General features: G+C 70.2%; 11 protein-coding genes and 1 tRNA gene. 9 read left to right on the forward strand and 3 right to left on the reverse strand.

The window, feature by feature from the left end; all coding sequences use genetic code 11:
- Positions 1–135: 135 nt before the first annotated feature.
- A protein-coding gene (locus OG408_RS27280) for an IS3 family transposase (protein WP_326672485.1) occupies positions 136–1,298 on the reverse strand; the annotation gives its coding sequence in 2 pieces (ribosomal slippage) (positions 136–1,011 and positions 1,014–1,298; 1,161 coding nt in all).
- Positions 1,299–1,501: 203 nt separating this feature from the next.
- Here OG408_RS27280 and OG408_RS27285 point away from each other — a divergent pair.
- Together OG408_RS27285 and OG408_RS27290 are read left to right on the forward strand one after the other, a co-directional pair.
- On the forward strand, positions 1,502–1,630 hold the full coding sequence (locus OG408_RS27285; protein ID WP_326672487.1) for a hypothetical protein: 129 nt from the start codon (positions 1,502–1,504) through the stop codon (positions 1,628–1,630).
- 231 nt (positions 1,631–1,861) lie between these two features.
- Positions 1,862–2,698 carry a recombinase family protein gene (locus tag OG408_RS27290; RefSeq protein WP_326672489.1) on the forward strand — a complete coding sequence of 279 codons (837 nt, stop codon included), beginning with the start codon at positions 1,862–1,864 and terminating at the stop codon, positions 2,696–2,698.
- Between the two features lie 8 nt (positions 2,699–2,706).
- Here the strand turns inward: OG408_RS27290 and OG408_RS27295 are convergent, their stop codons facing one another.
- Both OG408_RS27295 and OG408_RS27300 read right to left on the reverse strand, forming a co-directional pair.
- Positions 2,707–3,321: a hypothetical protein gene (locus OG408_RS27295; RefSeq protein ID WP_326672490.1), complete on the reverse strand. Its 615-nt coding sequence runs from the start codon at positions 3,319–3,321 to the stop codon at positions 2,707–2,709.
- Between the two features lie 273 nt (positions 3,322–3,594).
- A tRNA-Arg gene (locus OG408_RS27300) sits at positions 3,595–3,666 on the reverse strand.
- 228 nt (positions 3,667–3,894) lie between these two features.
- Between OG408_RS27300 and OG408_RS27305 the strand changes: the two genes are divergently transcribed.
- The 7 genes from OG408_RS27305 (at position 3,895) to rho (ending at position 13,205) form a co-directional block, all read left to right on the forward strand.
- Positions 3,895–4,308, forward strand: a complete 414-nt coding sequence (locus OG408_RS27305; RefSeq protein ID WP_266782852.1) for a response regulator — start codon at positions 3,895–3,897, stop codon at positions 4,306–4,308.
- 55 nt (positions 4,309–4,363) lie between these two features.
- The gene (gene nrtL, locus OG408_RS27310) at positions 4,364–5,494 is read left to right on the forward strand and encodes an ArgS-related anticodon-binding protein NrtL (RefSeq protein WP_326672492.1); all 1,131 of its coding nucleotides are present in this window, start codon (positions 4,364–4,366) and stop codon (positions 5,492–5,494) included.
- Positions 5,495–5,520: 26 nt separating this feature from the next.
- Positions 5,521–6,912 (forward strand): diaminopimelate decarboxylase, encoded by a 1,392-nt coding sequence (gene lysA, locus OG408_RS27315; protein WP_266782856.1) that lies wholly within the window; start codon positions 5,521–5,523, stop codon positions 6,910–6,912.
- A gap of 125 nt (positions 6,913–7,037) precedes the next feature.
- A complete protein-coding gene (locus OG408_RS27320) occupies positions 7,038–8,339 on the forward strand; it encodes a homoserine dehydrogenase (protein WP_266782858.1) in 1,302 nt (433 codons plus the stop codon).
- Between the two features lie 6 nt (positions 8,340–8,345).
- On the forward strand, positions 8,346–9,416 hold the full coding sequence (thrC, locus tag OG408_RS27325; RefSeq protein ID WP_266782860.1) for a threonine synthase: 1,071 nt from the start codon (positions 8,346–8,348) through the stop codon (positions 9,414–9,416).
- Positions 9,417–9,842: 426 nt separating this feature from the next.
- Positions 9,843–10,760 carry a homoserine kinase gene (gene thrB, locus OG408_RS27330; protein WP_266782862.1) on the forward strand — a complete coding sequence of 306 codons (918 nt, stop codon included), beginning with the start codon at positions 9,843–9,845 and terminating at the stop codon, positions 10,758–10,760.
- A gap of 387 nt (positions 10,761–11,147) precedes the next feature.
- Positions 11,148–13,205 (forward strand): transcription termination factor Rho, encoded by a 2,058-nt coding sequence (gene rho / locus OG408_RS27335; RefSeq protein WP_266782888.1) that lies wholly within the window; start codon positions 11,148–11,150, stop codon positions 13,203–13,205.
- The last annotated feature ends 114 nt before the right edge of the window (positions 13,206–13,319 follow it).

Raw genomic sequence — 13,319 nt, forward strand, 5'->3', positions numbered from 1 at the left:
AGGGGACCTCGCTGCGCATGTACTTCCTGATGTCGGTCGGTACGGCGTCTGCCTGGCAGGTACCGGGCACCGTTCCCCTCGGAGCGAGGAGTCACCTGGGTCTGATGCAGGGTTGGGGTGACAGGTCAGGTGTGGTCACGCGGCCCTGAGGGCCGGTGTAGTCATGACAAACTCGAACTCGACAGGGGTCAGCCGGCCGAGCGAGGCTTGTCTGCGGCGTCGGTGGTAGGTCCGCTCGATCCAGGTCACGATCGCGATCCGCAGTTCCTCGCGGGTGGCCCACTGTCGGCGGTCGAGGACGTTGTTCTGCAACAGGCTGAAGAACGACTCCATGGCCGTGTTGTCGCCCGCCGCCCCGACCCTCCCTATCGAACCGGCCAGCTGGTGGCCGGCGAGCGCCCGGACGAATTTCCTTGATCGGAATTGCGATCCGCGATCGCTGTGGACAATGCACCCGGCGACGTTGTCGCGGCGGGCAACAGCGTTGTCCAGGGCCGCGACGGCCAGTCGGGACTTCATCCGGTCGTCGATGGCGTAACCCACGATCCTCTTGCTGAAGACGTCCTTGATCGCGTAGAGGTACAACTTGCCCTCTCTGGTGGAATGTTCGGTGATATCGGTGAGCCACAGCCGGTTCAGGCCCTCCGTCGTGAAGTCGCGGCGGACAAGATCGTCGTGCACCGGCGGGCCTGCCTTCTTGGCCCTGCCGCGCTTCTTCCCGAAGACGCTCCACCAGCGGTTGTCCCGGCAGATCCGCCACGCGGTCCGGTCTGACATGCCTGATCCCACGCCGCGGGCTTCGTCGGCCAGGAAGCGGTAGCCGAACTCCGGGTCCTCGCGGTGAGCGTCGAACAATGCGTTCGCGCGAGCAGCCTGCTCGAACTCGGCATCGGTCACGGGTCGATCGAGCCAGCGGTAATAGGGCTGCCTGGCGAGCTTGAGAACCCGGCACGTCACCGTGACGGGAACCGCGTCACCGGCAAGCTCTTTCACGAGCGGGTAGATCCTTTTCCCGGCAAATTCGCCTGCGACAGATAGGCCGCGGCCCGGCGCAGGACCTCGTTCTCCTGCTCCAGCAGCTTGATACGCCGACGTGCTTCTCGCAGTTCCGCACCCTCCTGGCTGGACGTTCCGGGCTTGGTCCCCTCGTCGATGTCCGCCCGGCGCATCCACTTCCACAGGGTCATTGCATGGACTCCGAAGTCGGCAGCCACCTGCTCGACCGTCACGCCCGGACCCCGGTTCCGCGCGACACGGACGACATCCTGGCGGAACTCTTCCGGATAAGGCTTGGGCACAGCGACATCCTTCCCACCCGCCCCGCAGGGCAAGCCAGTTCAGATGTCACCCGTTCGTGCGGCAGACCCAAACCCCCGGGCTTGACGACACATCCGAGACCGAGCGTCCATGGTCGTCGACCGCCCCCGACCCAACGGACGGAACGCCGACCCCGGCCGATAGAGCCGAGACCGACGTCCCGAACGAAGGGCTGCGAGTGGTCGTGGAGTACATCGTCATCGACGGCGAGGACGCTCATGCCCTGGCCCAACGCCAAGGAGCCGCGCTCCGCGAGGTGCTGCAATGGCTGCACGCCCATGCCAGCACCCCACCGGACACCGGTCGCACCTGAGCTCCCCGCCCCACCCGCGGGAAAAGAGCAACCACATGCCCAGCACCCCCCTCCAGCACCCCACCCCAAGCCCCCTTCGTCCCCAACCGCCCCTGGTCCACCCCCACCATCCCCGACCCCGCAGCCCTCCCCGTCACCGTCCCCGTCGCCTGGCTCGGCCGTACCTCCACCGAGGACGCCCAGGACCCCACCCTCTCCCTGCCGCGCCAACTCCGAAACTCCAGAAGCGCGTTGCCGCCCGGCTGGGTGATCGTCGCCCACTTCTACGACGTCGAGTCCGGCCGCAAAGAGCTGAGCGAGCGCGGCAACTCCCTCGCCCACCAGCAGTTCAACATCACCATTCCCCGCGACGGCAGCGTCAGCGACCTCCTCGAAGAAGCGCAACGTCCCGACCGCCGCTTCGCCGCCGTCATCTGCGAGTCCATTGAACGAGTGGCCCGCCGCACCTACTTCGGCACAAAGATCGAGTACGAGCTGGAGCAGGCCGGCGTCGCCCTCTGCGCCGCCGACGAGCCGATCGTCACCGGCCGCGGAGCCAAGCGCGCCACGCCCACCCTCACCCGCCGCGTCAAACAGGCCGTCTCCGAGTGGTACGTCCTCCAGATGCTGGAGCTCTCGTGGGACGGCTTCATCGAGCACACCACCCAGGGCTGGAACGTCGGTAAGCCGCCGTACGGCTACCTCGCCGAACGGGTCCCGCACCCGGTCCCGGCCCGCCGCGCCGAAGGCCGTACGAAACACCGGCTCACCCCGGACCCGTCCCGGGCCCCGGCAGTCACCCACATCTTCCAGCTCCGGGGTCTCGACAAGCTCGGCTACGACGCCATCGCCGACCGCCTGAACTTGGACCTCGCCGCATACCCGCCCCCAGAACCCGCCCGCCCCGGGATGGCGCTCGGTCGCTGGAGCGGCTCCTCCGTGCGCGAGATCCTGAAGAACCCCAAGTACACCGGCTACCAGGTCTGGAACCGACGGGCGACGAAGAGGGGTGGGAACCCAAGGACTGGGTCTGGTCACCGCAGCCGACCCACGAACAGCTCACCACCAAGGAGCTCTTCGACCTGGTGAGCGCCACCTCACGCAGGAATCAGGGCTCGCGGAGCGGATCCGGGCGCAACCGCCACCCCGACACCAAGCGCTCGTACATCCTCCGGTCGTTCATCACCTGCGACATGTGCGGCCACCGGATGCATGGCAAGTCTCGCCACGACGTCCCCTACTTCGCGTGCGAGCCGGACCCCAACGAGCACCGTGACCGTCCCTGGTTCGCCACCCACCCCAAGAGCCTGTGGGTTCGCGAAGAAGTCCTGCTCAAGGCCATTTCCGGCTTCTTCGCCACCCACGTCTTCGGACCCGACCGTCGAGCCCTCCTCCGTACGGCCCTCGAAGCCGCTCCAGGTGCCGACGACTCCGGCGCCCGCCTCGCGAAGGAACGCGACGACCTCACCCATGCGATCGCCGCCATCGAGCAGCGCCAAGCCCGACTCATCCGCACGCTCGCCGAAAGTGGAGGCGGGGACGGTTCGGCATTCGACGAAGAGCAGGAGCAGCAATTCCGGAACGCCGTCCGGCAGGAGCACGCCACCCTCGGCCGGCAGCGCAAGCCCCTCGCAGAACAGCTGGCCCGCCTCGACGAGCCGGTGCCCGCGGCCGACACCACCAACGAAGCCCTGCTTGACGCCCTGCCCCATCTCAACGTGAACCTCACCCACGTCCCCGAAGAAGTGCAACGCCGTCTCTACGCCGCGTTCAGCTTGGAAGTCCGCTACAGCCGTCCCCGCAAAGAGCTCGCCCTACGCGTGACGATCCCGGGCCACATGATTGACGGACTGGTGGCCGTCACCCGTGAGCTGGACCCATGGCATAAAAAATCGGGTGCCCGTACCGAAGTACGCACACCCGATCTTGACACTTGTCACATGCGAACCGGACAAAAAAACCCGATCCCGTTCCCATCCTTCAAGTGCCCCCGGCAGGATTCGAACCTGCGCACCCGGCTCCGGAGGCCGATGCTCTATCCCCTGAGCTACGGGGGCGTATCGCTGTGTTGCTCTGCGACGGGTGAAACACTACCAGCTTCCGCCCGGTGCCCGTGAACAGGTATTTCCGCGCCGCCCGCCGGGGCGGCGGCGACGCCGTCCAGCTGCTCGTACACACATCCGGCCACGCGTCGCGCCATCCGTCCGGGGGCGGAAGTGGGCAAAACCCGGACGCAGCCCCTCCGCCCCGCCTACTCTCGAAGGGTGTCAGGGGCGTGCGGCCGCGTGCTTGTTGTCGACGACAACAAGGTCATCCGGCAGTTGATCAGGGTCAATCTCGAGCTTGAGGGCTTCGAGGTCGTGACCGCGGCCGATGGTGTCGAGTGTCTGGATCTGGTGCATCGGGTCCGTCCCGACGTGATCACACTCGATGTCGTCATGCCCCGGCTGGACGGGCTGCAGACGGCCACCCGGCTGCGCTCCGATCCACGGACCAAGCATCTGCCCCTGGCGGTCATCAGCGCCTGCACGCCGTACGAGGTGGACAACGGCGTGGCGGCCGGCGTCGACGCGTTCCTGGCGAAGCCCTTCGAGCCCAGCGAGCTGGTGCGGCTCGTCCGGCAGTTGATGGAGTGCGGGCGGCCGTCGGTGCTCGACGGGCGGCAGGGGGCCGGGCGGGCGGAGAGTGCCGCCGGCTGACCGGATGGCGAAACGCGTTCGCGAAAGGCCCCCCTCCCTCGCCTACGCTTGTCCCGTGACCCCCGCCGATCTCTCCGCGACCGTGCTGCACGCCGTGCGCCGCGCCGTGGACGAGCACGTCCTGCGCGCGCCCGTGCCCGCGCGCGTGCGAGTGGAGAGGACCCGGCCCGGCGGCCGCGGCGACTACGCCAGCGCCGTCGCCCTTCAGCTGGCCGGACCCGCCGCACTGACCGCGCGGGAAGTGGCCGAGATCCTCCGGGACCGGGTGGCCGGTGAGCCCGGGATCGGGCGGGTCGAGATCACCGGCCCCGGATTCCTGAACTTCACCCTCGACGCCACCGCCGACGTGCACGGCGCGCTGGTGGCCCGGGTGCGCGCACAGGGCCTGCGGTACGGGCACGGCGACGCCCGCGCCGGGGAACCGGTGCGATTGCGCCACGCCCGTGAGGTCCGGGCCGCCGTCACCGCTCATGCGGTGGGGGCGCTCGTACGGTCACAGGGTGCGCTCGTGCACGTCGCCTGTGACGAGGCGCCCGATCCGGACTGGGTGCGGCTGGGCATCAGCTACGAGGCCGGGGCACCGTCCGCCAAGGAGATCGCCGAGGCCGCCGGGATACGGCCCGTCCCCGCCGGCGCCACCGCCGGTGAGCTGCTCGGCCGGTTCGGTCCCGACGCGACGCGCTGGGGGCTGCTCCGCCCCGCCGGCCACGACCGCGCCCCCCTCGGGGACGGCCTCCTCGTCCAGGGCGAGGACAACCCGCTGTTCCTTGTCCGCTACGCACACGCCCGTACCCACGCGCTCACCCGCGGCGCGGCGCTCCTCGGCTTCACGAGCGCGCCCGGCGAGGAGACCGCCGAAACCAGCGCCGCCGAAACCAGCGCCCCCGAAACCAGCGCTGCCGAAACCCCCGGCGCCGAGGCGCTCGCGCTTCTCGCTCTCCTCGCCGACCACCCCGCCGTGCTCGCCGCCGCCGCACACCACCGTGCCCCCGACCGGCTGGCCCGGCACCTCGAAGCGGTCGCGCAGGCGTTCTTCGACTTCCACGACGCCGCGTCCCCGCTCCCCGTCGGGGACGAGAAACCCTCGGCCGCCCACCGCACCCGGCTCGCCCTTGCCGAAGCGACCGGGACGGTGCTGGCAGGCGGCCTGTCCCTGCTCGGCATCGACGCGCCCCCATACCTCTGAGAGACCCGAGAGAGCAGAGCAACACGATGAGCCGATCCGCACACCCCGCCGGGCCCCGTCACGCCGACGTCATGTCGGAGGGCCACTACTCCGCCCCCGCCGAGGACCTCAACGTCCTCGACGAGAAGGTCTGGTCCCGCACCGTCACCCGCGACGAGCACGGCGCCCTGACCGTCGGCGGTATCGAAGTGGCCCGGCTGGCCGAGGAGTTCGGCACCCCGGCCTACTTCCTCGACGAGGCCGACTTCCGGGCCCGCTGCCGCGCCTGGGCCGACGCGTTCGGCCCCGGTGCCGACGTCTTCTACGCGGGCAAGGCCTTCCTCTCCCGCGCGGTCGTGCGCTGGCTCCAGGAGGAGGGGCTCAACCTCGACGTCTGCTCCGGCGGTGAGCTGACCACCGCCCTGGACGCCGGGATGCCCGCCGAGCGCATCGCCTTCCACGGCAACAACAAGACGGTCGACGAGATCGAGCGGGCCATCACCGCCGGTGTCGGCCGGATCGTCCTCGACTCCTTCCAGGAGATCGTCCGCGTCGCCCACATCGCGCAGCGGCTCGGCCGGCGCCAGCCCGTGCAGATCCGGGTGACCGTCGGCGTCGAGGCCCACACCCACGAGTTCATCGCCACCGCGCACGAGGACCAGAAGTTCGGCATCGCGCTGGCCGGCGGACAGGCCGCCGAAGCCGTTCGCCGGGCGCTCACCCTCGACGGGCTCGAGCTCATCGGCATCCACTCGCACATCGGCTCGCAGATCTTCGACATGGCCGGCTTCGAGGTCTCCGCCCGGCGCGTGGTGCAGCTGCTGGCCGAGGTGCGCGACGAGCACGGCATCGAGCTGCCCGAGATCGACCTCGGCGGCGGCCTCGGCATCGCGTACACCTCCGACGACGACCCGCGCGAGCCGTACGAGATCGCCAAGGCGCTCGGCGACATCGTGACCCGCGAGTGCGAGGCCGCCGGACTGGCCACCCCGCGGATCTCCGTCGAGCCGGGGCGCGCCATCGTCGGACCGACCGCCTTCACGCTGTACGAGGTCGGCACCATCAAGCCCCTGGAGGGGCTGCGCACCTACGTCAGCGTCGACGGCGGCATGTCGGACAACATCCGCACCGCGCTGTACGACGCCGAGTACAGCGTCGCGCTCGTCTCGCGCACCTCGGACGCCGAACCGATGCTCGTCCGGGTCGTCGGCAAGCACTGCGAGAGCGGCGACATCGTGGTCAAGGACGCGTTCCTGCCGTCCGACCTGGCCCCCGGCGACCTGATCGCCGTCCCCGCCACCGGCGCGTACTGCCGCTCCATGGCGAGCAACTACAACCACGCCCTGCGACCGCCCGTCGTCGCCGTGCGTGACGGCCGGGCGAAGGTCATCGTCCGGCGCGAGACGGAGGAAGATCTCCTGCGTCTCGACGTCGGCTGATGACTTATTTCCGGGGGGACACCCCCGGACTCCCGTAAACATCTCAGGATCCGGACGGGTGACAGAATCGCCCGTCCGGTGAGTGAGACTGGTTCACACATCAGATGTAAAGGAAACGAGGTCGGATGATGCGTACGCGTCCGCTGAAGGTGGCGCTGCTGGGCTGTGGAGTGGTCGGCTCAGAGGTGGCCCGCATCATGACGACGCACGCCGACGACCTCGCCGCGCGCATCGGCGCACCGGTGGAGCTCGCCGGAGTCGCCGTGCGCCGGCCCTCCAAAGTGCGTGAGGGCATCGACCCCGCACTGGTCACCACCGATGCGACCGCCCTGGTCAAACGGGGCGACATCGACGTCGTCATCGAGGTCATCGGCGGCATCGAGCCCGCCCGCACCCTGATCACCACCGCCTTCGAGCACGGCGCGAGCGTCGTCTCCGCCAACAAGGCGCTGCTCGCCGAGGACGGCGCGGCCCTGCACGCCGCCGCCGAGCAGCACGGCCGGGACCTCTACTACGAGGCCGCCGTCGCCGGCGCCATCCCGCTCGTCCGGCCGCTGCGCGAGTCCCTCGCGGGCGACAAGGTCAACCGGGTCCTCGGCATCGTCAACGGCACCACGAACTTCATCCTCGACAAGATGGACACGAGCGGCGCCGGTTACTCCGAGGCGCTCGACGAGGCCACCGCCCTCGGCTACGCGGAGGCCGACCCGACCGCCGACGTCGAGGGCTTCGACGCCGCCGCCAAGGCCGCCATCCTCGCCGGAATCGCCTTCCACACCCGGGTGAGGATCGGCGACGTGCACCGCGAGGGCATCACCGAGGTCACCGCCGCCGACATCGCCTCCGCCCGCCGCATGGGCTGCACCGTCAAGCTCCTCGCCATCTGCGAGCGCGCCGCCGACGGGCAGTCGGTCACGGCCCGCGTGCACCCCGCGATGATCCCGCTCAGCCACCCGCTGGCCTCCGTCCGCGAGGCGTACAACGCGGTGTTCGTCGAGGCCGAGGCCGCCGGGCAGCTGATGTTCTACGGCCCCGGCGCCGGTGGCGCACCGACCGCTTCCGCGGTCCTCGGCGACCTCGTCGCGGTCTGCCGCAACAAACTCAACGAGGCCCCCGGCCCCGGTGAGTCCGCGTACACGCGTCTGCCGGTGAGCCCCATGGGCGACGTCGTCACGCGGTACCACATCAGCCTCGACGTGGCCGACAAGCCTGGCGTACTCGCCCAGGTCGCGACGGTCTTCGCCGAACAGGGCGTATCGATCGATACGGTCCGCCAGCAAGGCCGACAGGACGCACGCGGCGAGGCTTCGCTCGTCGTCGTCACCCACCGCGCGCCCGACGCAGCCCTTTCCGGGACCGTCGAGGCGCTGCGCAAGCTCGACACCGTGCGCGGTGTCGCCAGCATCATGCGTGTTGAAGGGGAGTAAGGACCCATGACCACCAAGGGCACCCACCAGTGGCGCGGCATCATCGAGGAGTACCGGGACCGTCTGCCGGTCACGAGCACAACGCCTGTCGTCACGCTCCGTGAGGGCGGTACGCCGCTCGTACCCGCTCAGGTCCTCTCCGAGCGCACGGGCTGCGAGGTGCACCTCAAGGTCGAGGGCGCCAACCCCACCGGGTCCTTCAAGGACCGCGGCATGACGATGGCCATCACCCGGGCCAAGGAGGAGGGCGCGCAGGCCGTCATCTGCGCCTCCACCGGCAACACCTCCGCCTCCGCCGCCGCGTACGCGGTGCGGGCCGGAATGGTCTGCGCCGTGCTCGTGCCGCAGGGCAAGATCGCGCTCGGCAAGATGGGCCAGGCGCTCGTCCACGGCGCCAAGATCCTCCAGGTCGACGGCAACTTCGACGACTGTCTGACGCTGGCCCGCTCGCTCTCGGACAACTACCCGGTGGCGCTGGTCAATTCGGTCAACCCGGTCCGCATCGAGGGCCAGAAGACCGCCGCCTTCGAGATCGTCGACGCGCTCGGCGACGCCCCGGACATCCACGTCCTCCCGGTCGGCAACGCGGGCAACATCACCGCGTACTGGAAGGGGTACACGGAGTACGCGGTCGACGGCCTGTCCACGCACAAGCCGCGGATGTGGGGCTTCCAGGCCTCCGGCTCCGCCCCCATCGTGCGCGGCGAGATCGTCAAGGACCCCTCGACGATCGCCACCGCCATCCGGATCGGCAACCCGGCCTCCTGGCAGTTCGCGCTCAACGCGCGCGACGAGTCGGGCGGCTTCATCGACGAGGTGACGGACCGGCAGATCCTGTCCGCCTACCGCCTGTTGGCCTCCCAGGAGGGCGTCTTCGTGGAGCCCGCGTCGGCCGCGTCCGTCGCCGGTCTGCTCAAGGCCGCCGAAGAGGGCAAGGTCGACCGCGGCCAGCGGATCGTCTGCACGGTCACGGGCAACGGCCTCAAGGACCCGGACTGGGCCGTCGCCGGCGCCCCCCAGCCGGTCACCGTCCCGGTCGACGCGGTCGCCGCCGCGGAGAAGCTGGGCCTCGCGTAGCGACACCCGCCGCAGCGCGGCCGCGCCCCCGGACCGGACCACCGTCCCCGGGCGCGGCCGCGGACGGTTCGTCGGAAAGAGCTCAAACGCCCCTTTTCGGGGCGGAGAGCGCATCGGAGGCGTGCGACACGCATCGTGCGCCTCCTGTGCGCCCTATGTCGGAGGAGAACCTTCCTTCGATAAGCTGTACCCAACCCGCCCCGCCTCATATGCCGGGGTGTCAGGGTCGTTGCGGCCGTCGGCTCATTCCCGGGGTCAGGCAATACCCGCCGCCGCAATCACCCCGAAGAATCCCCAAGAATCCCCAAACGACCGCAGACCCCCGGAAACCGCAGTCCCAGCAGAACCCGAAGAGCCGCACAGAGCCCCGAATACCTCGCAGCTCCTCGAATTCCCCGCCGCCTCACAAGGAGAGTCGTCAGAGCGATGGCCGGTCCCGCCTTCCGAGCCGCCGCCGTCCGGGTGCGCGTCCCCGCAACCAGCGCCAACCTGGGCCCGGGTTTCGACGCCCTCGGCCTGTCGCTCGGCCTGTACGACGACGTCGTCGTCCGCGTCGCCGACTCCGGACTGCACATCGACATCGCCGGCGAGGGCGCGGACACGCTGCCCCGCGACGAGAGCCACCTGCTCGTACGCTCCCTGCGCACGGCCTTCGACCTGCTCGGCGGACAGCCCCGCGGCCTGGAGATCGTCTGCGCCAACCGCATCCCGCACGGGCGCGGCCTCGGCTCCTCCTCCGCCGCCATCTGCGCCGGCATCGTCGCCGCCCGCGCCGTGACGACCGGCGGTGACGCCCGCCTCGACGACGCGGCCCTGCTGGAACTCGCCACCGAGATCGAGGGGCACCCGGACAATGTCGCGGCCTGTCTCCTCGGCGGATTCACACTCGCCTGGATGGACGGCGGATCTGCCCGCGCCATCAGGATGGATCCCTCGGATTCCATCGTTCCGGTGGTTTTCGTCCCCGGCAAGCCGGTACTCACCGAAACGGCGCGCGGACTGCTGCCGCGCAGCGTCCCGCACGTCGACGCGGCCTTCAACGCCGGCCGCGCCGCGCTGCTCGTCGAGGCCCTGACCAGGCGCCCCGAACTGCTGCTCACGGCCACCGAGGACCGGCTCCACCAGGAATACCGCGCCCCGGCGATGCCGCAGAGCGTGGAACTCGTGAACCGGCTGCGCGCCGACGGCGTCCCCGCGGTCATCTCCGGTGCCGGTCCGACCGTGCTGGCACTGGCCGAGGCGGGTGCGGCCGACAAGGTCGCACGCCTGGCGGGCGAGGGCTGGGCGGCCAACCGGCTCACTCTCGACGCCCAGGGCGCGAGTGTGCTGCCGCTCGCCCCTTAGGCGAGAAGTGATTGCCGGTGAATGAGAGGGGGAATGTTTGTTGGAGCCGGTAGTGTTAACCTCAAGTCTGCAACCGACGTCTATGTGGCGCGTTGCTTCGTGTCCCTTTCCGGGACCACCATTTCTTCCGGGAGCCTCCCCAACTGCCTGAGCAGCCTGCCTGAGCAGTTGCGAGCACGCTCCGGAACCGGCACGACACCCCTCGCTTGTCCAGGAGTGGGCCGAGCAGGGGGATGCTCGCGCCGGGCCCATGCACACGTTCATCTCTCCGCCGTACCTACCCGGCGGACCACCGCCCCGGCACGGTCCGCACCGAAGACCGCAGTCGGACAGCACAACCGGTCGCCGAGCCAGAAGGCCGACGTCCGCTCCAGGGAAGGACCCTTCGTGAGCGACACCACCGATCTGATGGGCGTGACTGCCGACAAGAGCGTCGACAGCGCCGCGCCCGCCGAAGGTGCTGCCACTGGCACCACCGCACGGCGCCGCCGCTCCGGCACCGGCCTTGACGGCATGGTCCTGGCCGAGCTGCAGCAGGTCGCGTCCGGCCTCGGCATCAAGGGCACTGCGCGGATGCGCAAGAGCCAGCTGATCGAGGTCATCAAGGAGGCCCAGGCCGGCTCCTCCGCCCCCAAGGCCAAGGCCGCCGCGGCCCCCGCCGAAGAGGCGGAGACCAAGCCGAAGCGCCGGGCCACCTCCAAGGCGCGCACCGGCGCCGGGGACGACACCCCGGCCGCCGCTCCCGCCGAGAAGGCCGCGGCCCAGCAGCAGATCGACATCCCCGGTCAGCCGGCCAGCGACGAGCCGCCCACGGGCGAGCGCCGTCGCCGCCGTGCGACCGCGCAGGCGGGCAGCCCGGACACCAAGGCGGACACCAAGGCGCAGGCCAAGGACCGCTCGCAGGACGAGCCGAAGCACGAGGCCGCTGCCGAGGACCGTTCCGAGTCCAAGGCCGAAGCCGCCGCGGACAACGCCGAGGGCCGTCGTGGCGACCGTCAGGACCGCGGACAGCGGGGCGAGCGCGGTGACCGCCGCGAGCGTCAGCGCGACCGCCGCGGCAAGGGCGACGAGCAGGGCGGTGGCCAGGGCGGTCAGCGCCAGCGCCAGGGCGGTCAGGGCGGTGGCCAGGGTGGCCAGAACCAGGGCAACCAGGGCAACCAGGGGCAGCAGGGCGGCGGCGGACCGCAGGACGACGGCTTCGACGACGAGGGCGGTCGCCGTGGCCGCCGCGGCCGCTACCGCGACCGCCGTGGCCGTCGCGGGCGTGACGACTTCGCGAGCGACGCACCGCCGGTCACCGACGACGACGTCCTGATCCCCGTCGCGGGCATCCTGGACATCCTCGACAACTACGCGTTCATCCGGACCTCCGGCTACCTGCCGGGCCCGAACGACGTGTACGTCTCGCTCGCCCAGGTCCGCAAGAACGGCCTGCGCAAGGGTGACCACGTCACCGGCGCGGTGCGCCAGCCCAAGGACGGCGAGCGGCGCGAGAAGTTCAACGCGCTGGTCCGCCTCGACTCGGTCAACGGCATGGCGCCCGAAACCGGCCGCGGTCGCCCGGAGTTCCAGAAGCTGACGCCGCTCTACCCGCAGGACCGGCTCCGCCTGGAGACCGACTCCAACGTCCTGACGACGCGGATCATCGACCTGGTCGCCCCCATCGGCAAGGGCCAGCGAGGCCTGATCGTGGCCCCGCCGAAGACCGGTAAGACCATGATCCTGCAGGCGATCGCCAACGCGATCACGGTCAACAGCCCCGAGTGCCACCTGATGGTCGTCCTGGTCGACGAGCGTCCGGAAGAGGTCACCGACATGCAGCGGTCGGTGAAGGGCGAGGTCATCTCCTCGACCTTCGACCGTCCCGCCGAGGACCACACCACCGTCGCCGAGCTGGCCATCGAGCGCGCCAAGCGTCTCGTCGAGCTGGGTCACGACGTGGTCGTCCTGCTGGACTCGATCACCCGTCTGGGACGCGCGTACAACCTCGCCGCCCCGGCCTCCGGCCGCATCCTGTCCGGTGGTGTCGACTCGACCGCGCTCTACCCGCCGAAGCGCTTCTTCGGTGCGGCGCGCAACATCGAGGACGGCGGCTCGCTGACCATCCTGGCCACCGCGCTCGTCGAGACCGGCTCGCGCATGGACGAGGTGATCTTCGAGGAGTTCAAGGGCACCGGCAACATGGAGCTCAAGCTCGACCGCAAGCTCTCCGACAAGCGCATCTTCCCCGCGGTGGACGTCGACGCGTCCAGCACCCGTAAGGAAGAAATCCTGCTCGGCAGCGACGAGTTGGCGATTACCTGGAAGCTGCGCCGGGTGCTCCACGCACTCGACCAGCAGCAGGCGATCGAGCTCCTCCTGGACCGGATGAAGAAGACCCAGTCCAACGCGGAGTTCCTGCTCCAGATCCAGAAGACGACACCGGCCCCGGGCAACAACGACTAGTCGAAGCCCCCGCAGCCGTACCCAGGGCCGCCCCCGCCACTTCGGTGCCGGGGGCGGCCCTGTGCCGTTGCCGGTCCGAGACCTTCGCCACACGGGCGGCGGGCCGTGCGACGC

It is taken from the genome of Streptomyces sp. NBC_01257 (assembly GCF_035917255.1).
Lineage (GTDB): Bacteria > Actinomycetota > Actinomycetes > Streptomycetales > Streptomycetaceae > Streptomyces.

Excerpts from the sequence above, each read along its gene's own strand:
- OG408_RS27295 (WP_326672490.1), bottom strand. The coding sequence starts at position 3,321 with ATGGGGCAGGGCGTCAAGCAGGGCTTCGTTGGTGGTGTCGGCCGCGGG.
- lysA (WP_266782856.1), top strand. The coding sequence starts at position 5,521 with ATGAGCCGATCCGCACACCCCGCCGGGCCCCGTCACGCCGACGTCATG.
- OG408_RS27320 (WP_266782858.1), top strand. The coding sequence starts at position 7,038 with ATGATGCGTACGCGTCCGCTGAAGGTGGCGCTGCTGGGCTGTGGAGTG.
- thrC (WP_266782860.1), top strand. The coding sequence starts at position 8,346 with ATGACCACCAAGGGCACCCACCAGTGGCGCGGCATCATCGAGGAGTAC.
- thrB (WP_266782862.1), top strand. The coding sequence starts at position 9,843 with ATGGCCGGTCCCGCCTTCCGAGCCGCCGCCGTCCGGGTGCGCGTCCCC.